Here is a 26,830-nt window from a genome sequence, read left to right as displayed (position 1 = left end):
AAAGGTTAATGCCTTATCAACAATATCTTACTTAAGTCTACTTAGAGTCTGTCTTTTAAGTCCGATAACTGCGTTATGCTTATTTTGAAAACAGTCATTTACAAAAGTAAACTCCTTATTTTCAAAACTTCACAAGCCTTGTTCTCGAACATAAAATCTCAGACTCTTAAAATATGAAGACTTATGGACAGACTCTACTTAGAATTGACAGTTATTTTTTGTTTTGCTATGATGTTATCTGATGAATTACCAATATATACCGTGTAGTTTCCATTTTCAATATTCCAGTCGGAAATAGTTTCATCATAAAAAGCCAAATCACTTACAGGTATTTCGATCGTTACATTTTGACTTTCACTGGCTTTTAGATAAAGCTTTTTAAAGCCTTTTAATTCTTTTACAGCCCTATCAACTTTCGATTTCGTTTTACCCACATAAATCTGTACAACTTCTGCCCCATAAATATCACCCGAGTTTTTAACGTTAAGGTTGATCTTAATGGATTCATCTTTTATATAAACTTTTTTGTCGACCGTTACATCTTCCATTTGGAAATTTGTGTATGACAATCCATATCCGAAAGGAAATTGCGGTTTAATCTTTTTTGTATCATGCCAGCGGTAACCAACCAAAATATCCTCCAGGTAGTTTTGTTTTATGCTATCTCCCGGGTAGGATATTTCTCCAAAATGATGCGCTGCATTATCTTCGAGTTTAACCGGGTATGAAAACGGTAACTTTCCTGATGGATTTATAACTCCACTTACAATATCCGCCAACGCATTTCCTGCTTCGCTACCATTATACCACGATTGAATTAATCCCTTTGTTTTGCCAAGCCATGGCATTTCAACAGCATTTCCACTGACCAAAACAACTCCCAGGTTAGGATTAACAGCTAATAATTTGTCAATGAGCTCATCTTGACCAAAAGGTAATTTGTAATGTTTTCTGTCTCCTCCCTCACAGTCCTGATGGTGACTTTTATTTAAACCGCCTACATACAAAACAACATCAGCTTTAGAAGCTACTTCAATTGCTTCTTTTACCAATGCATCGGCATCAAGTTCCGAAGGAATTACTTTTTCATAAACAGAAGGTCCTGAAGCATACCCCATGGCATGTAGCACCTTGGCATTTGTAAAACATTGTTCTATTCCTTCCAATGGCGATATTTCATATTTAGCTTTAAGCTCCGATGAACCTCCACCAATAGTCATAGAACGTGTAGCATTCTCTCCGATAACTGCAATGGTTAATTTGGCATTCTTGTCTAGAGGAAAAAAGTCATCCTCATTCTTCAATAATACAATACCATCGGCAGCTACTTTCCTGGCTATTTGAGAATGCTCAACATTGTTCATTCGCCCATAGTTACGGTTAGGGTTCATGCTGGTACGTAGCATCAGTCGTAAAATACGACGGACCTTATCATCTATAACTGATTCTTCAATCTCTCCACTTTTTAATTTCTCCAGAAAAGGTTTAGCCAGAAAGTAATCGTCGTAAGCAAATTTCTCCGAAGCCGTCAATCCATTGGTCCATGTGCCCATTTCTATATCCATACCATTCATAGCGGCTTCATCGGTATTATGAACACTTCCCCAATCAGAAATGACAACTCCTTCAAATCCCCAATCTCCTTTTAAAATTTCATTCATTAAAAGTTGATGGTGACTGGTATGCTGCCCTCTGAATTGGTTATATGCACCCATAATTGACCATGTTTCACCTTCTAAAACGGCAGCTTTAAATGCAGGTAAGTAAATCTCATGTAACGCTCTATCACTTACGTTTACACTAATGTGGTTTCTCCACATCTCCTGATTATTTAGTGCATAATGTTTAACGCAAGCCGCTACTCCATTTTTCTGCACTCCTTTTATATAAGGAACCACCAATTGGGAAGCCAGATAGGGATCCTCGCCCATATATTCAAAATTTCTTCCGTTTAGAGGAGTACGATAAATGTTAACACCTGGCCCCAGTAAAACATCTTTTTTACGATATCTGGCTTCTTCTCCAATAGCTATTCCATACGCATGGGATAGTTCCTGATTAAAGGAAGCGGCCAGACAAGTCAACGCCGGGAAAGCAGTTATCGAATCATTGGTCCAACCGGCATAACCCCAATCATCCCAATTAATCTCCCCTCTAACGCCATGTGGACCATCAGACATCCATAATTCAGGTATACCTAATCGTGGTACTCCTGGAGTACTAAACTTAGATTGAGCATGACACATGGCAACTTTCTCCTCCAAAGTCATCTCCTCCATTATTTCATCAATCTTTGAATCTAGCATTTCTACTTTTTGTCCATTTATATCTATCAAACCTGCTGATAGAATCAGTATGTATATTATAAAGTTTTTCATTCACCAACGTTATTAAATAATGATTCTCCATCAATTATGCCCTAAGCAAATTTGGCACTTCGCCCAAACCTGAATTCCTGAAACTCAAATTTAATATAATAGTCCTTCAAGAAATCCATAGTATGCTTCTTTCTTATCAAAGTTTGCATCAAAAAGTAATGGCCAGTCCATATGCCCATAATGATTTATTAACCAAGTTTCATTATCCTTCATGCCCCAAATAGTTAAAGCATATTGGTTTGCAGTAGGTATATTGTTATATAGGGCTGCCACCTCTTTGTACTTTTCCTTAAGTTCTAAAGCACGAGAACTTGTTAGGCTTGTTAAGTCATTATTCGGGTTCGCTCGAATATCTAATTCTGAATAGTGAACTTTTAATCCACGTTCAACAATACGATTTGTAGCGCTTTCGATGTCATCTTTCTGCGGCCAGTCATATGAGATGTGCATTTGGAAACCAACCCCATCAATAGGTACATTATTCGCTATAAAATCATCTACCATATTAAATGTAGCATCTTGTTTGGTTTGGTCGCTACACATGCTATAATCATTATAGAATAATAGTACATCAGGGTCAGCTTCACGAGCCCATTGAAAACATTTCTTCAAGTAATCATCTCCACCCATTCGCTGGTAAAAAACAGAATTTCGGTACGAACCTGAACCATCTTCAAAAGCCTCATTCACCACATCCCACGATGTAACTTTTCCTTTATAACGAGTAACAACGGTTTTGATATAATCCTCCACTATCGTTTCAAACTCAGCATCTGTTCCACTGTAGTTCACAACCCAGTCTGGTGTAGCATTGTGCCAGATTAAAGCGTGGCCATGCAAATTAAAACTATTGTTAAAAGCATAATCAACAATAGCATCAGATTCTGTCCAGTCGTAAGCCCCTTCATTAGGATACATGATGTTCATTTTCATTTGATACTCTGCTGTTATGCTACTGAACTCTCTTTTCAGCACCACATCATGATCGCCCGTAAGCCTATTGGCTTGTACTACTGTTCCAATAAAAAAACCTGAAGTAGCTTCTTTTAAAGTAACATTGGTTGGAACTTCCGTGGTTGTTTTAATTACATTTGAGTTGTCTGATTCAACACTGCCGTTATATGCTCTCACCCGGTAATGATACTCTGTTGCCCCAGTTAAATCTGTAACCGTCTCTTCAATACCACTAATTTTTTTTGCTTGATACCCCTGTACAAAATCTGAGAAATCGGTATTTGTTGAAATGTCTAATATATAACCCTCTGCGTTGTTTACTCCTACCCACTTAGCTGTGAAACCTGTTTCTGTAATATCATCGGCATTTAAGGCTAGAGGTGATGAAAGGCTAGGGTTTTCGTCTCCTTCATCACTACCACATGATGACATTAAAAATGTTCCTACAATAAGTATTAAAATTTTTAATTGATGCATAATATTTGTTTAATGTTGAGAAGTGCTTCGATATTTTCGAAACACTTCTCTTAATTTTCAAGGATCTTAGAGGTTAACTTGCCACGTTTGGCAAGCAACCTAATATTCATTAATAATATCCGTGGAATCTTAAGTTATCTATCCTAACCGTAGTTGGCGCAACACCACTCCAGCTGTTGATAGCTACTTTTACTTTGCTGATACTCTGCAAGTCCATATCGTGAGTTTGATTACCTGGGTCGTACCCTCTACCAAAGTCATAAGTACTCATTTCAACAGTGATCCACTTACCTACTTCATCTGCTGAGAAAGTATAATCATGTGCCCAAGTTGTTCCTCCATCGTCTATTTGAATTTGCATAGATGAACCTGCTGCACTTACACAATAAACCTCAAAAACAAAGTAAACATCTGCTTGGCTAGTCTCCTGGATTCCAGGATTCGCACCTGATGATGTTTCTGCATTACCCCAACCGTTTGTTGTCGAGCCAGTCCAGGTAATTTCTGCATAGTTACCTTTAAAACCATCTGTATCACTAAACTTAATAGGGGTGTCAGATAAATCTCCATTACTCCACCACTCGTTAATAGCGAATAGACCACCTCCATCTAAATCGTTGTATAAGTACACGTTGTAACCTATATCTACATCTAAATATTCTGTTACACTACCAACAGAAGTCGTTACCACCACATCAGCAGGAACAGAACCTTCAGGAATATTAATGGCAATCTCTGTTGATGACATCTGGCTGTAGTCCGCAGGTTGTCCGGCAAAAGTTACACTCTCAAGGTTCTGAAACCATTCTCCCTGAATAATTGTAGATTCGCCTGCTTTTGGACGTGCCGGAGTAAAAGAGGTAATCTCAGGTTCTGGCTGAAGAATCTCGAAAGGTTGCAATACTTCAGTATCGTTTTTATTGATGAATAAGATTTGTTGCAATCCTATTTCACTTCCTAAATCCTCATCAAACGGAACATTAAACATTATTGCTACAGCAGAGTTTAAAACTGGGTTAAATACTACATTCACAGTATCTACTGTAGTAACAAAACCTATCGATTTCATTTTATCTAGCTCAACTCCTTCTGCAATAATTAAATCGCCAGGGAAACCTTGGGCGTAAGTTGAAATTTCATCATTGGTAGATCTTAATAATGAAAATTCAGGATTGTACGTTTCTTCATCCTCGCAAGAGGTACTAACAGACATTATTCCTACAAATAAAGCTGCCAATATGCTATATTTTAATAATTTCTTCATTTCAAAAGCTTTAAATGTTAGTTAAAATCGTAAGCAACAGGGTCTTCTTTCAGAAGTGGATTGATATCTGTTTCTACCTGAGGAAGCGGCAATAAGAAATCGCTTTCTTGCGGAACCACAAATCTACCACCACCTTCTGTTCCTTGCGATGGATCATCACGGTCAGCCAAAAATGCTCTATCCGTATTCGATAAAATATCGATTGCTTTTGTCCGGTTGATACGAGCTAAATCGAACCATCTGTCGCCACTTTCAATCACAAGCTCTATTCTTCTTTCCTGAAGGATATCATCTAAAGTTACTTCAGTTAAAGCATCCAAACCAGCACGCTCACGCACAGCATTAATATCTGCCAGCGCAGTAGCATCTGTTGTAGAAGAGGCTGTTCCTAAAATAGCTTCCGCACGAATTAGCAATACCTCAGCATACCTTAATATATGGGTATTGATATCTGTATTCATAAAGTTTACTGAAGGCCACTCCTCGGCTGAACCTACAATATATTTTCTGAAACCTGCATAGTTATTGGACAATGAATTCTCCACTAAATAACCACCTTCTTTGGTTACTAACTCAGGATAAAAGTTGCCTTCTTCCATAATACTCGGATGTCTTCTTAAATCACCCTCTTCATAGGCAGCAATAAAATCGTTACTCGGAATAAAAGTTGACCAGCCATCACCCGTTCCTGTTAATTTTCCAGCAGCTGCCAAATAAGCCTGGTGTGTATTGGTATAATACCAATGTTCTCCTTGCGGTGGAGAAACCCATTGCAACTCAAAAATTGATTCGTTATTGTTATCACTGCTTACACCATCTTGATGCTGGAAATTATCTGAATAGTCAGGCATCAAGGAATATTTTCCACTTTCAATTACTTTATCAGCGTAAACTTTAGCATTGGCATAATCTTCCAATGTTAAATACACTTCGGCTAACATGCCGTTTGCTGCTCCGGAGGTCGCTCTACCAGCATTTGTCTCCGACCAGGCTAAAGGTAATAACTCAGCTGCTTCTTTTAAATCACGCTCTATTAAAGTGTAAATATCCTCTACCCTGTTCTTATAAACTACGGCATCGGTTCCATATTGGTTAATATCTTCTAAAATAGGGACAGGACCAAAGGTGCGTACCAAAAAATAGTAGGCTACGGAACGCATAAATAAACCTTCTCCTCGCGACCATTCTTTCGCCTCATCAGTTACTGCAGGGCCTGTTTTGTTTTCTACGATATCTAATAAACTGTTAGCATAGGCCACAACTGAAAATAATGATTGGTAGCCCTCTGTTGAAAACTGATTTGCTGCAAAAACTGCAAACTTGTTAAACTGAGCAATATCTACATAATCGCCAGAAGCATTACCAGCATATACATCTAAGCATAAAATAAATTTCTCGTTGAAATAAAACCAAGGTCGATTATAAAGTGCCGCACCACCAGTCAATAACTGATCGTCGTTATTGTAATAATTATCAATTGTTATTTTATCCTCAGGGGCTATGTCCAGAAAATCTTCTGAACATGCTGTCATAAAGACCAATAACATTAATATTCCTAATATCTTATATTTGTACATATCTCTTTTCTTTTAGAATTCAACGATTAAAAATCAAGTTTTAAACCAAATAAATAAGTGCGTGGCACAGGGTATCTTCCATTATCGATACCTGCTAACAATGCATTGTTACTATGCCCACCAATATCCGGGTCGTATCCACTATAATTAGTAAAAGTATGTAAGTTTTGGATCGTTGCGTAAGCTCTTAAGTTCGATATGATTCCGGTCTTCTTAATCCACTTTTCAGGAAGTGTATAACCTAAAGTAATATTTTGAATACGTAAAAATGATCCATCCTCAACATAGCGATCAGATACCCTTGCATTTGAATTAGGATCACCCGAAACGTAACGTGGCATATCTGTATCTGTATTGCTTGAGGTATACCTGTTGGCCACTTTTACAGATTGGTTACCATATGGCTCAGTCATTCCTTCTGTTACCTTACGTGTCCAGTTAATTATATCGTTTCCATAAGAACCATATAATGAAAAGGCTAAATCCAGATTTTTATATGATAAATTGTTTGAAAGACTAAAAGTAAAATCAGGGTGAGGGCTACCGATAATCGTTCTGTCGTTATCATCTATCACGCCATCATCATTTACGTCTTTGAATTTATAATCACCTAACCATACACCATTGTTTTCATCAATAGTTCCCTGAGATGGCGCATTATTTAATTCATCCATACTGGTAAATAAACCATTGGTTACGTAACCATAAAACTGACCAATTGGATTGCCTACAGAAGTTTGCGTAACTGTTTGGTTAAATTGAATAACCTGTGTAATCGTCGAATTTTCATCAGCCAATTTTATTAACTCATTCCTGTACATAGAAAAAACAATACTTGAGTTCCACTTAACTGGACTGCTAGAATTTGTATTCACCGTATTGATAGACAAGTCAAAACCTTTGTTGCTCATCTCACCCAGGTTTACATATGGAGCTGAAAATGCTTCACGTCCATAATAGTAAGCCATTGGCAACTGATATAAGAAGTCTTTTGATTTTTTAATGTAAAAATCAGCGTCCATATTAATACGGTTATTAAAGAAACCTAATTCCAATCCTAAGTTGGTAGAAGTAGTTGTTTCCCACTTAACATCCGGATTAGCAATATTACCAGGTATAAAAGCAGAACCATATGCTGAGTTAATGGTTGCCAGAGACTGACCGTAAGCATAAGCTCCAATATTTTGGTTACCTACCTCTCCGTATCCTGCACGAATCTTAACCCAATCCAATGTTCCTTTTAGCGATTCCATAAACGGCTCTTCACTCACTACCCAACCAGCTGAGAATGATGGAAAATAACCCCATTTATTGTTTGGGCCAAAGTTAGAGGAAGCATCCGCTCTAATAGTACCCGTTAATAAATACTTATTGTTAAAACTATAATTAGCTCTGGCGAAAGCCGATTGCATTGCCCATTGGTTCTGCATACTGGTTGCGCCTGCTGTTTCTGAATCTCCAATAGATAAAGCTGTTAAATCGTTGGTTAAAAATCCACCTCGACTGGCTTGAATTTGTTCCCAATCAGAGTGTTGCCCCTCATGACCTGCCATTACTGTTACATTATGAACGCCAAACTTTTTTGAGTAAGTCAGGAAATTTTTCATAATCCAATAAAAACTGTTGGTATTATACTTAAAAGAAGTACCTGTTTCGTTCACTAAATCACCAATCTCGTATGATGGATTAAACGATGACATTTGGTTGAAGTTAAAGTCATAACCTAACTCACTCCTTAATTTGAAATCTTTTAAGAAACTTATTTCAGAATAAATGGTACCTAACACTTTGTTTCTTTCAAGATATGACGAGCGAATACTAGACCATGCTACCGGGTTTCCACCGCCGCCAGAACCAACTCCATCGGCTCCAATTGGTCCACCCCAGCTACCATCCGAGTTATAAACCGGAACCTCTGGTGATTGTCTTAAAGCACCCATAATAACCCCATCCTCAGAATCGTTATAAGCAATATTCTCTTTACCATTACTGGCTGTAATTGTGTTACCTATTTTCAGCCAATCATTAACCTGATGGTCCATATTTAATCGTAAAGCAAAGCGCTCATAATCTGTATTAATCAAGATACCATCCTGTTGGTAATAGTTGAACGAAGAATAAACTTTAGTCTTCTCCGAGCCTCCTGAAACAGATAGCTGATGATTGGTAATCGGTGCAATTCTAAATACTTCCTCTTGCCAATCTGTACCTTTTCCTAATAAACTAGGATCGAGGAATGAATCTTTCGGGTCTTGTCCATCCTGAACTCTTACTTCATTTAAATACTCAGCATATTGAGGTAAATCCATTACATCCAGATACTTTGTAATTTGCTGAACACCATAATACCCATCGTAAGAAATTTTTGACTTTCCTTTTTCTCCACTTTTTGTAGTAATTAATATTACACCATTAGAAGCTCTGGATCCATAAATAGCTGTTGCAGACGCATCTTTGAGTACTTCGATGGAAGTAATATCATTCGGGTTAATTGTTGAAAGGGCACTTACTTTGGTTTGTCCACTTTCTCCCCCCATAGTAGCAAAACTAAAACTATCGTTGTTTGAGTTACCATCAATCGGTACACCATCCACAACGTAAAGCGGCTCATTACTACCTGTAAGCGATGTTACACCACGAACACGTACAGAAATACCACCACCTGGCGCACCTGAGTTTTGAGAGATAGTTACACCTGAGACTTTTCCTTGAAGTGCCTGATCGATGGCTACAAATGGCTGGTCTTCCAACTCATCCGCTTTAATGGAGCTGACTGCTCCTGTTAAGTCGCGAGCCTTGGTAGTACCATAACCAACAACAACAACTTCTTCCAGATCCTGAAGATCTTCTGCAAGGGAAATATCGATGGTTTTACGCCCATTGATTTCCACCATTTGTTGTTGAAAGCCAATAAAACTAAACTGTAATTTTCCATTAGCCGGAGCTTCAATCGTGTATACTCCATCAAAGGTGGTTATGGTTCCTGTTGTAGTACCCTGAATGGATACATTAACACCCGGAATAGGTTCCCCGCTAGAGTCAAGCACCTCACCAGTTACTTGTATATCTTGCGCAAACAGACTTAACTGCATGCAAACGAAAAAGAGGATCAGACATCCTTTCTTCAACATTTCTTTAAATTTCATAAAATATAGATTTAAAAAATCAATAGCTCGTTTACAGATTTAATTGGTCTTTATATGAAAACGATCTATCGCCAATTGGGTTAATTAACAATACTTAATTCTCTTGTTTCTCTATGTTTTTCCTTTTTCTTTCATCATTTATTAGATTTAAATAATTATAACTTATCGTGTTTTTAAATCCCCCATATTAATTCAGGTGAAAGACTTCACCTTCTGACACTTCGACACTGATACTTTCTGTAATCACTCTTTTGTTTTGCTGAGCAACCTTATTTGGCTGTTGTCCCCCAACAGTAATGTTTACTAGTCCATTTTCCAGGATATATTGATTCTCCTGATTCAGCAGTGCAATATCCTGAGGTGTTAGCACAAATTTGACCTTCTTACTTTCATTAGGCTGTAGTGAGATTCTTTTAAAACCTTTTAAGCTTCGTATCGCTTTCTTCAATTGAGTTTCAGGATGAGCAACATACAACTGAACAACCTCCTCTCCTGAAATTTTTCCTGTATTCTTTACTTCAACAGAAACACTTAACGTTTCGCCAGCACAGATTTTGTTCGGCATATCAAGCTTACTGTATTCAAAATTTGTATAACTTAATCCATAACCAAACTCGTATAACGGTTTACCCGTAAAGTACCTATAGGTCTTACCTTCCATGCTGTAATCATCAAATGAAGGAAGTTGATCAACCGATTTGTAAAATGTTAAAGGTAAACGACCTGAAGGATTACAATCGCCAAAAATAATATCAGCGATAGCCGTACCCCCAGCCTGACCAGGATACCAAGCTTCAAGAATAGCTGGGATATTTTTGGCTTCCCAGTTAAAAGCAATGGCACTACCATTTAACAGCACCAAAATCGTTGGTTTACCTATTTTATGAATGGCTTTGATTAAATCTGTTTGAACAGTAGGTAATTTAATATCTTCTCTATCACCTTGTGTAAAACCTTCCACTTTCACCTTCATCTCTTCGCCTTCCAACATTGGGCTTAAACCCATACACATCACCACTAAATCAGCCTTTTCAGCAAGATCAATGGCTTCTTGTTTTAAGTTATTATTTGGCTCTTCCCAAAGTAGTTTTACAGTAGCATATTCCGTTTTATTTTGAACATACTCCACTTTAATAGCATATGACTTACCTGCTTCTAATGTGATAAAATCGTATTCTTTTAATGGATGATGCTCACTCTCATAACTAGCAATTTGTACACTATCTATCCATAATTTCATTTGAGGAAAGGCCTCTACACCAATGGCGTATTTTCCTGAAACTTCAGGAACAACAACACCTGTCCATCGCACACTAAAAGTATCCGTGTTTAAAGATTTGTCTGGCGCTAAATTCCACCATGTAAAATCAATCTGCTCATCTACACGATACACTTGAGCTTTACCCCGAAAATTCTTATTGTCATAATATTCACCCTTCAGACCTTTGGTCCTCATGGTTTTATCAACAAATAAAACACGAGATGGAATCACATCAAATAAAGGAAGACTATCTGCTAAATGACAACCTACAGCGTAATTTACATCCGCTTGCGGAAGTTTATTTTTGATACCTAAATATGGCGTTACCGGGTTAGATGGATATCCATGATAATTACCTAACAAAACATCTACATTATTAGCATTAGGTCCAATAACTGCTACCTTACTAACTTTCTTAGTGAATGGAAGGATATTATTTTTATTCTCCAATAGTACAATCGACTTTTGTGCTGATTCCAATGCCATATCCTGATGCTTCTTTGAATCGATCACATCGTGCGAGATGTTTGAATAAGGAACATCTTGATCATGATCAAACATTCCTAACTTCATTCTGGCCAGAAAAACACGCTTTACAGAAACATCAATTTCTTCTTCTGTAACAAAGCCATGTTTAACAGCCTCTACTAATGCAGGATATGAATTTCCACAATTCAAATCAGTCCCTGCCCTTAAAGCAATCGCCGCAGCCTCAGCTTTTGTATTCACTATTTCGTGTGCATCCTTTGCATAAAAATCAACTACCGCCCAGCAATCAGAAACAATATAACCATCAAATCCCCAGTCGTTACGTAACAATCCAGAAAGCGCTGAATTCCCACAACATGGTTGCCCGTTATAACTATTATACGCACACATCACAGAATATACATTCGCACTGTCAATAGCCATTTTAAACTGCGGACTATAAGTCTCCAGAAAATCATATTGACTAGGTGTAGCATTAAAGCTATGGCGGGATGATTCAGGACCACTATGCACTGCAAAATGCTTAGCGGTTGCAATCAATTTAAAATATTTTGGATCATTACCCTGAAGTCCTTTTATATAAGCCACGCCCAACTTCCCGGTTAGAAATGGATCTTCGCCATAGGTTTCCATACCTCTTCCCCAACGTGGATCGCGGAAAATATTAATATTCGGCGTCCAATAGGTTAAACCTTGATAAATACCTCTTTTTCCATCTTTAGTAAAAGCATGATACTTAGCACGGGCCTCGTCTGAAACTACGTCGGCAATGCTAAACATAGTACTATCGTCCCACATTGCTGCCATTCCAATGGCCTGAGGAAAAACGGTTGAAACACCAGCTCTGCCTACTCCATGCAAACATTCGTTCCACCAATTGTATTCAGGAATATTTAATCTTTCAATGGCTGGTGCATTATATACTAACTGAGACACCTTTTCTTCTAAAGTCATTTGTGATACTAAATCATCAACCCTTTCTTTAAAGCTTAATGATGTATCCGCATACTGTTTATTATTATCACAAGATGACAATACTGAAAAAACAGTAATTATAATTAATAGTCGGATGTAAAAATTTACTGGCATTGTGGATGTATTTTAAAATGAGTTTTCAAGTGTTAAAACTTGTTATACAAATCTATCCACAACCCTACACTTAGGCATTATAAGCCGTTACACATGCTTGTATATTCGTTACATGACTTTGTTATAGGTTACAAATCCTTTCGCAAAGGTTACATCTGCCCCTAAAACTGAATGTTTTATATTTTTAAAGATGCAAAACGTTTCATTTTTCCTATTTTAGATTTTTAACAGAATGCCTTTATCATGCTAAAACCAAGAAATCACTTTCTAATCTTTTTATTTATTCTAATTGCTCAGTTTTTGAGTGGTCAGAACAAATACTTTTTTGATTATAATGAAGGTCTTTCAAATAGCTTAATCAATAAAGTTTATCAGGATCATTTAGGGTTTATTTGGGTAGCCACCGAAAATGGCTTAAACCGGTTTGATGGTATAAAATTCTCAACATTTACAGAAGCCGAACACCATTTAAAAGCCAACTATGTAATTACGATAACAGAAGACTCTAAAGGTAAGATCTGGTTAGGTCTGGTTAACGGTCTTCAGGTATACGATCATACTTCAGAAACTTTTATCGAAGTTAAAATATTTATCGAAAACCAACAGATTCATCCTTTTGTAACTTCCATTCTAGAAACTAAAAATGGTGACATATGGATAGCTACGTCAGGATTTGGACTAGTTCAAATACCAAAAGATTTAGGTCGCCCCAGATATTCAACCCGACTTAACAAACAGTTCTGTAGTCTTCATATACGGAAATTATTTGAAGATAAGGATGGATTATTGTGGATAGGCTCCGATAATGATGGTCTGAACGCTTATAATAGAACAACAGGAGAAGTTAAAACATATTCGAACTCAGAGCATAGCTACATTTCCGTTCCCGGCAACGATATTACCTCTATTTGTGAAGATGAGCAAGGCAACTTATTTATCGGTAGCTTAAAAGAAGGCTTGTGTAAATTAAATAAACAAACAGGGGCGGTAACCCGAATCTTTTCGCCCACTCATAACAAATATCAGATTCCTGTTAAGGATTTAATGTTCGATTCTAAAAAAAGATTGTGGGTTGGTACCGATGGTTTAGGATTATATCGTTATGATCCTGAAAAAGAAGAACTCCATGCATATTCTCCATCCAACTCCACCTTTGATTTTTCTAAAAGTAAAGTGCATTGTGTAATGGAAGATAATGGCGGTAACATCTGGGCCGGCATATTTCAGAAAGGACTATTCCTTTTTCCAGAAACAAAAACGCTATTTAATCATTACGGATACAAAGCTTTTGGCTCAAATAGTATCGGATCTAGCTGTGTAACTGCAATAGACGGCAATAACAATGAACTTTGGATAGGTACTGATGGAGATGGACTTTACAGGGTAAACAGAAGAAACCAACAGGTTTCTCATATTGATTTATTAGACAAAAGAGGAAACCCAATTAGTACAAATATCTTTAGCTTAAATAATTCGAACGATAAATATTTATGGATTGGCACCTATTCCAATGGCCTGTTGCGTTACAATAAAAGTAATGGTCAGGTTAATTCATTTAAAAATGATCCGGAAAACCCTTTAAGCTTACCCAGCGATAAGGTAGGATGTATTGAATCGGGAGATGATGGGGAATTTTGGATTGGTACCTTAGGCAAAGGTTTGGTGAACTTAAACACCTCCAGCAATCAGTTTACTTTAGGATTAGACATTAACGATTCGTTGAACAGTTTAATTCCGCAATGGATTAACGATATATACATTGATGAAAATAAGAACTTTTGGATTGGCACTTACGATGGGTTGGTATATGTGAATCCATCAATCAATAGTCTTTCTATTTTCACACAAGAAGGCAATTACCTTCCTAGCAATGTTGTCTATTGTGTTAAGCGTGATTATCAAGGCAATATATGGGTGGGCACCTACAAAGGTTTAGTAAAAATAGCTACCTCTGATATGTCGTTTACTACTTTTACCATTGATAATGGAATGGCTGGAAATGTTGTCTGTGCCATTGAAGAAGACGAATACTATCAACTATGGATCAGTACACATAATGGCTTAAGTCGTTTAGACCCTACCAACAACAACTTTGTAAATTATTATGCTTCCGATGGTTTACAATCCAATGAATTTTATAGAAACTCCGTTTTTAAATCGGACAATAGCAACTTGTATTTTGGGGGTATTAATGGCATCACTGAGATTAGGAAAGATTATAACAAACATATACCCCAAGCGCCCAAAGTGATGTTAACTGATTTTCAGCGCTTCAATAAAGCTGTTCGTATTGGCGAAAAATCGGGCCATCATATTATCCTAAAAAAATCTATTGTCGTAGCTGACACCATTAATCTGGCAGAAAAAGACAATGTATTTTCTATTGCATTTACTTCGTTAGAGTTAGCTAATCAATCCCGGATAAATTACGAATATATGATGGAAGGTTTTGATACGGACTGGAATACCAGCAATTCGTACAATAGAATAGCCACATATACAAATTTATCACATGGTTCTTATCAGTTTTTAGTGAGAGGAGTAGATAAAAAACTATATTCTGAACCCAGGAAGCTCACCATTATTATCCATCCACCCTGGTTTAAAACTAATGCAGCAAAGTTACTTTGGATACTATTGTCATTCGCTATTATTTTTATTGGATTTCAACTATATAAGCAAACGTTTAAACGAATAGAAGTAGAGAAACTGAATGAAAAGAAAATGCAATTCTTCATTAATATCTCCCACGAAATAAGAACACCATTAAGTTTAATTATTGATCCATTAGATAAACTCCTTGAAAATAAAGTGGACAATGAAACAAAAAGGTTATATGCTATAATGCAGCAAAATACTAATCGTATTTTTAGGTTAATCAATCAATTGATGGATGTTCGTAAAATTGAGAAAGGGCGTATGTTAGTTAAATACCAGGAAACTAATCTGCTTGATTTTATCAATGAAATTAGTCAATCATACAATTATCTGGCTTCTTCAAAAGATATTCAATTTAATATTGAATGCGTTAATCCAGCCATAAAAATATGGATGGATCCCTTAAATTTCGAGAAAGTTGTGGTTAACCTGCTATCTAATGCATTTAAGTTTACACCAGAAAAAGGCAGGATAAACATAGAGATTATTGAAGTTCCTGCTACTGCAAACACTCCTGCCTATGCTCAAGTTAGTGTTTCGGATACTGGTGTTGGTATTAAGAAAGTAGATTTAGAAAAGATATTTAATCGTTTTTATCAGATCAATACTCCCGAAACCAGACATATTACCGGTACTGGAATTGGACTTCATTTATCTCGTTCTTTAGTGGAGTTACATAAAGGAAAGTTGTTTGCGGAAGGTGGGGAAAATGGTGTAGGAAGTACTTTTTATGTTCAGATCCCCCTAGGTAATCAACATCTGCCGCAAGAAGATTTAGTAGTAGATGAAAATCTTCTTCCTGCGCCTTCGCATAAACATAGCTATAGAATAGTAACCGAACGAAGCTCATGGGGTAAAAAAGAGCTTAAGCCTAAAACATCCTATAAGATTATGGTGGTTGAGGATGAGGTTGAAATTAGAGAATATCTGACCGAGGAGCTTTCAGACAGGTATAAGGTTATTGCATGTGAAAACGGAAAACAGGCACACGCAATTGTTTTTGAGGAGAAACCGGATTTAATTATCAGTGATATAATGATGCCGGAAATGGACGGGATTACTTTTTGCAAAAAAATAAAAAGCCATGTTGAAACCAATCATATCCCTATTATTCTTCTTACAGCACTTTCAAAGGAAGAGGACAAAGCGGAAGGTATTGAAACAGGTGCCGATATGTATTTGGTAAAACCTTTTAATACAAATTTCCTCAAAAAATCAGTGGCCAATCTAATTGAAAACCGAAAAAAGATATTGGCTAAAGCTGAAAAGAAAGCTGAAAAATACCAGGTTGAACCTGTTGAAGTACAGTCGCACGATGAAATTTTGATGCAAAAGGTGATGACCATTATTCGGGATAATATTTCTAATAATGATTTGAATGTTGAAATGCTGGCAGATGGTGTTGGTATTAGTCGTGTGCATATGCACCGTAAACTAAAGGAAATCACCAATCAATCGGCTCGTGATTTAATTAAAAATGTGCGCATGAAGCAAGCTGCCTATATTTTGGTCAATAAAAAATTAAACGTAAGTGAGGTGGCTTATTCTCTCGGGTATTCAAGTCTTTCGCACTTTTCTACTTCGTTTAAGTCGTACTATGGAATTTCTCCCAAGGAGTATATGGGGCAACAGAATATTGATAAAGAATAATGTTAGCCATTTAACCCACAATATGCATTAGAAAATCTATTACACATTGAAATTGTTTCAAAACAAGACACTCCGCTGCTTCACTTCAACTCACCATAACGATGCTCCCGAAAGTAATCGGGACAAGTTATGCCCCGTTTCGGTAAAGCCTTGTTTTATTGGACTTTCAATGTTCACCACGAAGTTCTAATGCATAATCCGGGTTTAAAGTGAATAATAGTAATTACAAATGAGCCATATTAGATGTTGGTATATTTAGTTGCTTTTTTTAAAAGAAAAGTGGTAAAATTTAAGGTTCATTAAATAAATAAAATAAGTAAAGTGGATATTTTGTCAATCACAAGATTTCCTGAATGGTTTTTGCGGCTAGTTTTACACATTCTTTGCAGCTGAGTTCGTGTGCTATCCTAATATCTTTACAGCATATACTGCCGCCATTGGCGATAAAGGTATCCTTTAGCTTGTTTTGCAGGTTTTGGTCTTTAACCAGAATAAGTGCCGCATGAAGCGCCCCGCAGGTGCCCCCTTCAGCCTTCCCTCTTCCTTGTTTTTTGGCTTCTGCGATGGCACTTTCGTCCACACTAAATTCTTGCTGAAAAGTTTTAAGAATAGCCTGGGCGCAGTTAAATCCTTCTTTACCGTGGTAGAGACGTAATGCCTGTTCTACTTTCATTAATTTTGTAATTTATTTTTTACTATGCTTCCCTTTCCCAGGTTGTTGTTACTGTGTAAAGAGGAAACCCTGGTTCGACAAGAGATAACCTGCTGCGATAAGAGGAAAAACATCTGCGACAAGAGGTAACATTACTGCGACAAGAGGTATCCTGCTGCAATAAGAGGAAACACTGCTGCAACAAGAGGTAACTCTGGTGCAAAAAGAGGAAACTACGGTGCGACAAAGGGTAACCTGCTGCGATAAGAGGAAACATTGCTGCGACAAGAGGTAGCTCCACTGCGACAAGAGGAAACACTGTTGCGACAAGAGGTAACTCCGGTGCGATAACAGCCCACCGATCCGCGATAGCTGGCCTATTGCACTGTGATAACACCTCTGGCAATTCGATAACCCCTAAGATGGTGGTGATAACCATCAAATGTGAGGTGAGAAGAACCTTTTGAACGTGAGATAAGTCATTATTGATCCCGAATCTCCGCTCCCTTTTCCGTCTTCTACTTGGATCTTCTAATTTGTTTAAAACTGATACCCAATGTTTTCTCAAACCATCTGATTTGTTTAATCTCGGCAGAAGTGATTAATGCCAAAGAAATACCCCTGTTGCCTGCACGAGCGGTTCTGCCGCTACGGTGTGTGTAATACTCCTCTTTATCGGGCAGTTGATAATGAACCACGAAGGCGAGGTCGGCAATGTCAATTCCTCGTGCGGCCAGATCTGTGGCTATCAATAAGCGCAGAGATTCGTTTTTAAACGCCCGCATCACTTTGTCGCGCTCCACTTGCTTCAGGTCGCCCTGAATAGCATCTGTGGCAATGTTCTTGGCTTTAAGTTGTTTGGCCAAAGTTTGGGCTGCTGCCTTTGTTTTGCAGAAAACAACGCCCCTGGCATGCGGATCCGAGTTTAGCATCTGAATCAGAACATGCAGTTTTTCACTTTCCTCGCAAACCAAAAACTGATGGTCGATATTCCTGTTTACCTGACGCTTTTTGTTAATCTCAATTTTTACAGCCTTATTAGAGAGGTGTCGTTTAACGATTTTTTTGATACCGTCGGGCATGGTGGCCGAAAAAAGCCATTTGTTTTCAACGGCAGGGAGCATGGATAGTATTTCGTCCAGCTCTTTTTTAAATCCCATGCTTAACATCTCGTCAGCCTCGTCCAAAATAACGGTATGCACTTTTCGAAGATCCACCGCTTTACGCTTTACCAAATCAATCAGGCGGCCCGGCGTGGCAACAACAATGTGTGTTGGGCGACGCAAGGCACTGATTTGCGGTTCAATTTGCGCACCTCCAAAAACAGCTTCCGTAAATATCTTGTCGGAATACTTGGTGAACTTGAACAGTTGTTTGGCAATCTGTTGTCCTAATTCCCTTGTCGGGCATAGGATTAAGCCTTGCACTTCTTTTTTCTTAGCATCCACCCGGTGCAATAAAGGCAGACCAAAGGCTGCTGTTTTTCCGGTGCCTGTTTGTGCTTGTGCAATCAAATCGGTATGGCTTTGCAATAGCAAGGGGATGACTTGTGCTTGTATGTTGGTAGGTGTAACGATGTTCATTTCGTTAATGGCTGTAACAAATTGTTTTTTTACACCTAGTTGTTCAAAGTTTTCCATGTATTTCCGTTCTATTTAAGTTCTAAAAGTACTACATTTTCAACATGGTGCGTGTGTGGGAACATATCAACCGGTTGAATTTTTAATACTTTATATTTTTCATCTAATATATTTAAGTCTCTTGCCTGTGTGGCTGAATTGCAGCTTACATAAACAATTCTGGGGGCATTGGTTTTAAGAAGGGTCCTAACCACATCCTCGTGCATGCCCGCCCTTGGGGGGTCCACGATAATGACATCGGGGGCACCGTTTTCCTCCATGAAAATGGGGTTCAGCACATCCTTCATGTCACCGGCATAAAAGGTGGTATTGTCTATTTTGTTGTTGTTTGAGTTGATGACGGCATCTTCAATGGCTTCGGGAACATATTCTACCCCAACTACTTTTTGCGCATTTGAAGCCACAAAGTTGGCGATGGTCCCGGTTCCGGTGTATAGGTCGTAAACCACTTCATTTCCTGTTAGTGAGGCAAAATCACGGGTGACTTTATAGAGTTCGTAGGCTTGTTCAGAGTTGGTCTGATAAAAGGATTTTGGCCCGATTCTGAATTTGAGGCCTTCCATCTCTTCTTCAATATATTCGCGCCCGTGAAAGCAAAGCACTTCCTGGTCGCCAATGGTATCATTGGCTTTTTCGTTAATCACGTAAAGCAAGGAGGTGATTTGCGGAAACTCCTCTTTCAGGTGATTTAAAAGTCCTTCTCTTTTTTCCACATCCTCGTGGTAGAACGCAACAATAACCATGACTTCCCCTGTTGAAGTTGTGCGTATGATCAATGTCCTTAAAAAGCCTTCGTGGTTGCGGATATCAAAAAATGTCAACCCATTCGCCAGTGCATATTTCTTTATGGCCAGACGGATACTGTTGGATGGTTCTTCCTGCAAATAGCACTTCTCAATGTCGATCACCTTGTCAAACATTCTGGGGATATGGAAGCCCAGACCATATCGCTCAACAGAGTCCTGGGGAATATCCATTTCATGTTCCTCCACCCACCTTTTGTTTGAAAAGGTATATTCCAGTTTGTTACGGTAATACCGATCTTTTTTAGAAGCAATTATGGGCATCACTTCCGGGAGGTCGATTTTACCGATTCTTTGCAGGTTATTTTCAATTTCACGTTGCTTGTATTTTAACTGTTCGGAGTAGGGTAGAGCTTGCCACTTGCAACCGCCGCACTTACCAAAGTGAGCACAGAAAGGTTCAACCCTGATATCGGATAGTTTATGATATTGCGTCACATACCCTTCGTAAAAACTTTTACGTTTTTTATTGACTTGAACGTCTACAATATCGCCGGGAACGGCATTTTGTACAAATAATACTTTTTCATCTATCCTGGCCAATGCTTTTCCTTCCGCAGCCACATCTATTATCTCAACTTGCTCAAACAGCGGCTTTCTTTTTCTTGATCTTCCCACGGTAACTAGCTTTATACGTGCGTTTAAATTACCAAGCCTGACCTACAAGGCAATGCTTAGTATGATATTACTATTGATTGTGATTTTTTGTTCCGGCCATACCGGTTCAATTTGGCTGCAAAGATAAAAAAAAGACCGTCATTCATTTGACGGTCTTTATATTTTATTCCCCAAAGGGATTATCGTTAAAATTGTTCAACTGCGTTGGAGTTGGGTCAGCACTATTTGCTGCCGAACTTGGAACCGGCGGTGGATCTTCACCCGTATATGTCATCATTACCAAAGAAATTTCATTGTCTATGGCATGAGCGGTGATAACGGGTTTGGAATATTTCTTTTTGTTGTTAGTGCTCATCGGTACAAAAGTAAATGAAAGATTTAAATTTCACTAATTAATAACTACTTTTTTTGAGGTTACATATTCATCCCCAATCACCTTGACAACAAATATACCGTTTGGCCTATCTAAAGTAATCTGATTTAAGGAATACTCGTCTAGTCTTCCGGCCTTGATCATTTTCCCGTCCATATCATATACGGAATACTCCGCGTTGTTTAACTTTTCAACGTCGATAAAAACGATCTTCTTATTAGAATAAATAGAAACTGGTTTTTTTAATAATTCCTTAACTATATCGGTGCTGATGCTACCCACTAATTTCAGACTGAACCTATCTGTTGCGGTAATGGCTTCAGAATGAAATGTATATGAATCTTCAGCATTTAAATCTATGGTTACGCCTTCCTGATGGTCCGTTAATAATACCTGCAAACCATTGTTGATATTTTGAACATCTTTTAGTCTGATAGAAAAATCACCGGTTTTTTGAGTTTTATAAGCTAATGGTATAATCATGTTGTCGGTAAGCTCAGGCAACGAATTAATAGCCAGTTTTTTCTCATCCACCAGGGTAAACATTTCTATAGCATCTGTATTAAATCCAAAGAATCTTTCCGTATCATATCTTTCAAACGATTCGGCAGCATTTGGATTAAAGGTAAATAGTTGTTCGCATTTAACGCCATTATGGACGCCTTCCAATCTAATATTAGGTATGGTATAGGAACTGGCTGACGATTTCAGGTATGATGTATGGTTGTGGTCGAGCAATGTTTCGTCCACGGATAAAGATCCAGCAACTGTTTGACCCGATTCCCAAACGGCTTTAACCCAGAATGCATGTCCGCTAGGAATAAGTGAGGCATCACCTTCCAGGTTAATTTGTGAGTCGTCGGAACCATTGTAGCTACCATATACACCATCCACATATATCCAAAATTTATCTTCAATATTTGAAGTGTCACTAGCGGTAAGTAAATCCCAATCCAACGCTGCAGTATACGGGTTGCCGGCAAGGGTAAAGCCTGAGTTCTTAGGTGTTCCGTTTACATCCAGCGAATAAGCGCCACTGTGTAACGCGCCGCTGTAAAGTAAATCATCCGAACTTTTCAGGATATATCCATCCATCGAACCAAAACTTGATCCACTATCATGGGCAACCCAGCTTCCTGTGGTGTTATCCCATGAATAAATAGATCCATCTGCTCCAACACTATTAGGGGTAGCTCCTTGTACCGGAGAACTTACAAATTCGTATTCGTTCGGATCGGTTATGTTTTGCTCGACGTTAATGTTCGAACTTGATACGGATAAGGTTCCATCAATGATAAGCGATCCGGTGCCTGTGGCATCACTCTTAAGTGTCAATTCCTCGCTTAGCGAAACGGTAACGCCAGACTCTATGGTTACACTCCCTAATGGTTCAATAATTAAATTAGGCAGACTTGCGTTAGAACTGATTCGCATTAAAGAAGAACCGGATTCAACTACCACACTGGCACCACTGGAATATCCCGCATCATAGTTATTGCTGTTTAAGAAATCATTATCGCCGGCATTTCCATTCCAGGTGTTAAACACAGCAGTTGTAAAATCTATGGAAGCGCTTGCGGTCTGCTCATTGCCGGAGACGTCTTCTACCTGGTTAACCGTAAGCGTGTAGGTTGTTTCGGAGGTTAAATATGGATCCGGATAAATAAGGATGCCGTCTTCGGATGTATTTAAAGTTGCCGTAAAAGTGGCGGCCGGACTGAAAGTGATTATGGTTTCAAGATCCGTATTGCTAATTTCCGTTCCATCCAGATTTCTTATTGCTTCATCAAAACTAATTTCCAAAGGAGAACCAATTGACCTATTGGTATCCTCATTTTGTGGATCCACAAATGTGGTTACCGGAGGCGTGATATCCTCGGTGGTGAAAGTTGTATTAGATGTGACTAATATATTGTCGCTTCCATCCTGCAAGTCGGATAAACCAATGTTATATAATTGCAATTCATTTAAATCGCTTGTTGGGTCAATGGTAATAATAAAATTGATCTCGTCAAATGTTATCGCAGCGGCAACTGCAGCGCCACCTGAACTGGTTTCATTTAAACTGACAATGGAAGATACATTGCTGTTGGTGATTAACTCAGCCGATGTATTGTAAATCGCTTCTGTAAACGTTATGGTTATCGTTTTATCTAAAGCAACATCAACAGACCCACCTGTTGGATCAAATGTAGCCACAGGCGAAGTAATATCGGCTGTGGTAAACGAAACCTCTGTTGGGCTGACTGTCTCAATATAATTTTCGCTATTGTCTCGGGTTACAAAATAAGCCATATAATCGGTTTCGGAGGTGTAGCTATTGGTAACTACCTGTAGCAATTCATCCGCAGTAATACCCCTGTTCCCGGAAGAACTAACCGATGTGTCGCTTGCATCGGTTCCATTTAATACCTGTGCAATAGATGGAGCCGCATCGGTAGCCGGAAGTATTACCCAGTAGGTTCTGCCATCCTCGTTAGTTTGAACCTCTATGGTTGCTGTAACACCTGTAATATTAGTCATCTCTGGTTTGGAAGCCGCATATACCGGTGCGCTAGTATCGAACTGTGTAAAAGCGAGCTGTGAAATGGAAGTGTAATTGCCAAAGGCATCTTCTACCATAATATACACCCAATAGTCAGTTTCTGAAGTTAAACCAGAAAGATCAAGGTTAGATATAAACTCGGTATTTGCGCTGACTGCCGCATTGGCTGTGATAAGTGCTGCGGCACCCAATTCGTCAAGGCCAGACATGATTTGGGATTCCGTTGGAGAAGTACTACTCGCTGTAACTACAAGATAATAATTACCGCTACCGTCCACTTGTCCGTATACATCCATGCTTGTTTTACTCTGGTTTTGGATGTTGGGGTAGGTATCTTCCCAGGAAGTTTCAAGAGATGTAAATGCTAACGACTGAACTGTTGAAAAATTAGTATTGGCATCTTCAACCACAACATGAACCCAATAGTCGGTTTGGGTATCCAAATTTGATATATCAAGGTTCGATGTAAATTCAGTATCTGCCGTAACAGCACCTGTTGAGGTTATCAAAGCTGCAGCGCCTGTATGATCCAATCCGGCTGCCACCTGTGCATCGGTTGGAGCTGTGCTGCTTGTGGTTATCACCACATAATACGTTCCGGCCTCATCCACCTGGCCAACCATATCTAAACCGGTTTTTGTCAGGTTTTGCAGGTTAGGGTATCCCCCGGCCCATTGCGCCGGAAGTGTTTCGGTGGTAAATGCCCATTCTGTAGTAACGGTGATACCATAAAAGTCGGCCCCTGTAGCAGAGGATTCAATAAAACCGTCGTCTATCAAAACGTAATACGAGGTGTTTTCTTCAAAATCTGTTAGGTGGGCAATAGACAGTGTGCCGTCTGTAATGGATAGCTGCACACTGGATATACCATATGAAATAAATTCCGAATCATCACTTGTGCGTAGGATATAAACCCTGCTTGTTGAACCCGTGACAAACTGTATGTCTTCGTCTAACGTTATCTCCAAGCTTTGATCAATCGCAACATCCGTAGCATTTTGTGCAGGTAAATACGATGATACTTCAGGAGCGGAAGCAGGTGTGGTAAATGTTAAAGCAGTAGAGGTTGTTGTTTCTATTTGATTGGAGTTGTCATCCATTGAAACAAAGTATGCAGTGTAACTGGTGTTTTCGCTTAATCCAGTAACGAACACGGAAGAAGGAGAATCGGCAAATAGCATACCTTCAAACGACCCTCCTCCTGCAAAAGTTGCTGCCACATCATTGGCATCTGTACCGTTCATTACCTGGGTTGCTGAAGGAGCTGTTTCTCCTGAAGTTAGGACCACATAATAAAACTCACCGTCTTCATCGGTTTCTACATCTAAAACAACCGTAGTTTCGTCAAGGATAAAATAGTCGGGATATCCACTGCTGTATGATGGAGCTTGCGTATCTTGTGTTGTAAAAGAGAAAGATTCAATGCTGGAATAGCTCGACCCGTCATCTACAACTGAATGCACATAGTAGAGTGTTTCGGAGGATAGTGAGGTAATATCAACATTTATTGAAAATTCGGTATCGGCAGTGGCTGCTCCCGATCCCGATGGCACAGTAGCATCATTATCATCGGTTCCTGCAATAATTTGCGCTTCCGTTGGCACCGTGGCACTTGAAGTTACCACCGTATATATAGTGGAAGCCTTGTCAACCGTTCCGGACACCGTTAAATCTGTTTTTGTTAAACCATTATTGTAGGCAACAGTTGTCCATTGCGGAGCGGCTGCAATAGTCGTGAAGTTCCATTCGGTACTGGAGCTGATGCCTTCGAACGATACACCCGAAGAGGCTGAAGTCACAAATCCCGCATCAATCTCAATGTAATAGTCTTTTTCATTGTTGAAGGTATGTGTAACCGTAAGCGTGTTGGTTCCAACTGAAACATTACCTGCATTATAGGCGTAAAGCGTTGTTCCGCCACTTACTTCTTGAATCGTAAAATATCCTGAAGTACCAATATTGATATCTTCATTAAAAGTTAATATAAGTGAGGTGTTGATGGCAACATCTGTAGCGTCATCAACAGGTGAATATAAACTAATTGTTGGCGGAGCTGCCTGCGAGGTAAAATCAACTTGTGTTGCGCTTACGGTCTCGATGTCATTGGTATTGTCATCTGTAGTAACAATATAAGCACTGTAATTGGTTCCATAAGTAAGGCCTGTAATGTTATCGGATACATCTGTGGAGGCTATCGTTGCAGCATTACCGGAAAACGTGGCAGAACCTCCACCTGAAATTTGTCCGTTTTTAACTTCTTCGATACTTGGAGCGGCATCAGTGCTGAGTACAACTACCCAGTAAAAAGTACCGGCCTCGTCAGTTTGTAAATTAATGGTTGCACCTGTACCTGCAATATTATCAATATTTGGAGCCGTATTATACGACGGAGCCTGAGTGTCTTGAGTGTCAAAAGAGAAGGATTCAATGGTTGAATAATTTGATCCGTCGTACACTACCGTGTAAGCATAGTATGTTGTTTCCGAGGAAAGTGATGAAATATCAACTGTTCCCGTGAATTCAGTATCGGCTAAAACAGCACCGTTGTCATTGGGTACGGAAGCGTCATTGTGGTCGGTGCCGGTAACAATTTGCGCTTCGCTTGGCGTTGTGGAACTGGAAGTAACCACCGTATAAAAAGTTCCTGCGTTATCAACCGTACCGGAAACGGTTAAGTCTGTCTTGGTTAAACCATTATTGTAAGCAACAGTAGTCCATTGTGGGGCTGCAGAGTTTGTTGTGAAAGCTACTGATGTTGGGGAGCTAGTTTCAATAGCTGTTCCGACAGTCCAATCTGTACTTGAAACAAAATATGCAACATAATCAGTTGAAGCAGTTAAGTTAGTAACACTAAGTGTATACAACGAATTTGCAACAGAGACTATATTTCCTCTGTTTAATGGTTGTATATCCCCATAAGTACCACTGGTTAAAGTTCCCCCATTTCCGTCATAAGACCAATCAAGAACATTTTGAATAGTTGGAACTGGATCTGAAGCAGGTAATATAATAAATGATGTTTCATATAGATCTGTATCAATTTCCGTATTTACGTCGCAAGTAGTTTCTCCTAGGTTAGTAACACTTGGATATCCAGAATTATAACTCTGTCCCCAAGCCGTAAGACCAATGGAAAGTATAAAAAATAATGAAAGAAGCTTTTTCATATTACTAATATTTTAAGACCACTATTATTAGATAATAAGTGGAGGTTGTTGGTTTAATAATCAGTTGAGATATATAGATAAATGTGTGT

Annotated in this window: 12 protein-coding genes; 1 reads left to right on the top strand and 11 read right to left on the bottom strand. The window is 38.7% G+C overall.

Translation table 11 applies throughout. The features are described from left to right. Positions 1-194: 194 nt before the first annotated feature. The 6 genes from ACT29I_RS03970 to ACT29I_RS03945 form a co-directional block, all read right to left on the bottom strand. Positions 195-2,378, bottom strand: a complete 2,184-nt coding sequence (locus tag ACT29I_RS03970) for a glycoside hydrolase family 3 C-terminal domain-containing protein (RefSeq protein WP_430931488.1) — start codon at positions 2,376-2,378, stop codon at positions 195-197. A 90-nt stretch (positions 2,379-2,468) separates the two neighbouring features. Then, positions 2,469-3,809, bottom strand: coding sequence for an endo-1,4-beta-xylanase (locus ACT29I_RS03965; protein ID WP_430931487.1), 1,341 nt, complete (start codon positions 3,807-3,809; stop codon positions 2,469-2,471). A gap of 109 nt (positions 3,810-3,918) precedes the next feature. Beyond that, positions 3,919-5,073: a hypothetical protein gene (locus tag ACT29I_RS03960; protein WP_430931486.1), complete on the bottom strand. Its 1,155-nt coding sequence runs from the start codon at positions 5,071-5,073 to the stop codon at positions 3,919-3,921. A 17-nt stretch (positions 5,074-5,090) separates the two neighbouring features. Then, positions 5,091-6,650 (bottom strand): RagB/SusD family nutrient uptake outer membrane protein, encoded by a 1,560-nt coding sequence (locus ACT29I_RS03955; protein ID WP_430931485.1) that lies wholly within the window; start codon positions 6,648-6,650, stop codon positions 5,091-5,093. A 26-nt stretch (positions 6,651-6,676) separates the two neighbouring features. After that, positions 6,677-9,796: a SusC/RagA family TonB-linked outer membrane protein gene (locus ACT29I_RS03950; RefSeq protein WP_444792726.1), complete on the bottom strand. Its 3,120-nt coding sequence runs from the start codon at positions 9,794-9,796 to the stop codon at positions 6,677-6,679. 187 nt (positions 9,797-9,983) lie between these two features. Further along, positions 9,984-12,635: a glycoside hydrolase family 3 C-terminal domain-containing protein gene (locus ACT29I_RS03945; RefSeq protein ID WP_430931483.1), complete on the bottom strand. Its 2,652-nt coding sequence runs from the start codon at positions 12,633-12,635 to the stop codon at positions 9,984-9,986. A 243-nt stretch (positions 12,636-12,878) separates the two neighbouring features. Between ACT29I_RS03945 and ACT29I_RS03940 the strand changes: the two genes are divergently transcribed. Then, entirely contained in the window at positions 12,879-16,943 is a 4,065-nt protein-coding gene (locus tag ACT29I_RS03940; protein ID WP_430931482.1) for a hybrid sensor histidine kinase/response regulator, read from the top strand. A 337-nt stretch (positions 16,944-17,280) separates the two neighbouring features. On the opposite strand, the gene ACT29I_RS03935 is transcribed toward ACT29I_RS03940, so the two are convergent. The 5 genes from ACT29I_RS03935 to ACT29I_RS03915 all read right to left on the bottom strand — a co-directional run bounded on the left by ACT29I_RS03935 (position 17,281) and on the right by ACT29I_RS03915 (position 26,741). After that, a complete protein-coding gene (locus tag ACT29I_RS03935; RefSeq protein WP_430931481.1) occupies positions 17,281-17,616 on the bottom strand; it encodes a C-GCAxxG-C-C family (seleno)protein in 336 nt (111 codons plus the stop codon). A 497-nt stretch (positions 17,617-18,113) separates the two neighbouring features. Next, complete coding sequence (locus tag ACT29I_RS03930; protein WP_444792725.1) at positions 18,114-19,235, bottom strand: DEAD/DEAH box helicase; 1,122 nt, start codon at positions 19,233-19,235, stop codon at positions 18,114-18,116. 11 nt (positions 19,236-19,246) lie between these two features. Next, entirely contained in the window at positions 19,247-20,656 is a 1,410-nt protein-coding gene (gene rlmD, locus ACT29I_RS03925; RefSeq protein WP_430931479.1) for a 23S rRNA (uracil(1939)-C(5))-methyltransferase RlmD, read from the bottom strand. Positions 20,657-20,819: 163 nt separating this feature from the next. Then, positions 20,820-21,011 (bottom strand): hypothetical protein, encoded by a 192-nt coding sequence (locus tag ACT29I_RS03920; protein WP_430931478.1) that lies wholly within the window; start codon positions 21,009-21,011, stop codon positions 20,820-20,822. A gap of 33 nt (positions 21,012-21,044) precedes the next feature. Next, the gene (locus ACT29I_RS03915) at positions 21,045-26,741 is read right to left on the bottom strand and encodes an Ig-like domain-containing protein (protein WP_430931477.1); all 5,697 of its coding nucleotides are present in this window, start codon (positions 26,739-26,741) and stop codon (positions 21,045-21,047) included. Between the last annotated feature and the right edge of the window lie 89 nt (positions 26,742-26,830).

This window comes from Saccharicrinis sp. GN24d3 (assembly GCF_052400645.1).
GTDB lineage: Bacteria > Bacteroidota > Bacteroidia > Bacteroidales > Marinilabiliaceae > Saccharicrinis.
The sequence above is the reverse complement of the archived record's forward strand: the minus strand, read 5'-3'. Positions and strand labels throughout refer to the sequence as shown.

Coding starts and splice junctions, on each gene's coding strand:
- ACT29I_RS03970 (WP_430931488.1), bottom strand. CDS start 2,378: ATGAAAAACTTTATAATATACATACTGATTCTATCAGCAGGTTTGATA.
- ACT29I_RS03940 (WP_430931482.1), top strand. CDS start 12,879: ATGCTAAAACCAAGAAATCACTTTCTAATCTTTTTATTTATTCTAATT.
- ACT29I_RS03920 (WP_430931478.1), bottom strand. CDS start 21,011: ATGAGCACTAACAACAAAAAGAAATATTCCAAACCCGTTATCACCGCT.
- ACT29I_RS03965 (WP_430931487.1), bottom strand. CDS start 3,809: ATGCATCAATTAAAAATTTTAATACTTATTGTAGGAACATTTTTAATG.
- ACT29I_RS03915 (WP_430931477.1), bottom strand. CDS start 26,741: ATGAAAAAGCTTCTTTCATTATTTTTTATACTTTCCATTGGTCTTACG.
- ACT29I_RS03955 (WP_430931485.1), bottom strand. CDS start 6,650: ATGTACAAATATAAGATATTAGGAATATTAATGTTATTGGTCTTTATG.
- ACT29I_RS03930 (WP_444792725.1), bottom strand. CDS start 19,235: ATGGAAAACTTTGAACAACTAGGTGTAAAAAAACAATTTGTTACAGCC.
- ACT29I_RS03945 (WP_430931483.1), bottom strand. CDS start 12,635: ATGCCAGTAAATTTTTACATCCGACTATTAATTATAATTACTGTTTTT.
- ACT29I_RS03960 (WP_430931486.1), bottom strand. CDS start 5,073: ATGAAGAAATTATTAAAATATAGCATATTGGCAGCTTTATTTGTAGGA.
- ACT29I_RS03950 (WP_444792726.1), bottom strand. CDS start 9,796: ATGAAATTTAAAGAAATGTTGAAGAAAGGATGTCTGATCCTCTTTTTC.
- ACT29I_RS03935 (WP_430931481.1), bottom strand. CDS start 17,616: ATGAAAGTAGAACAGGCATTACGTCTCTACCACGGTAAAGAAGGATTT.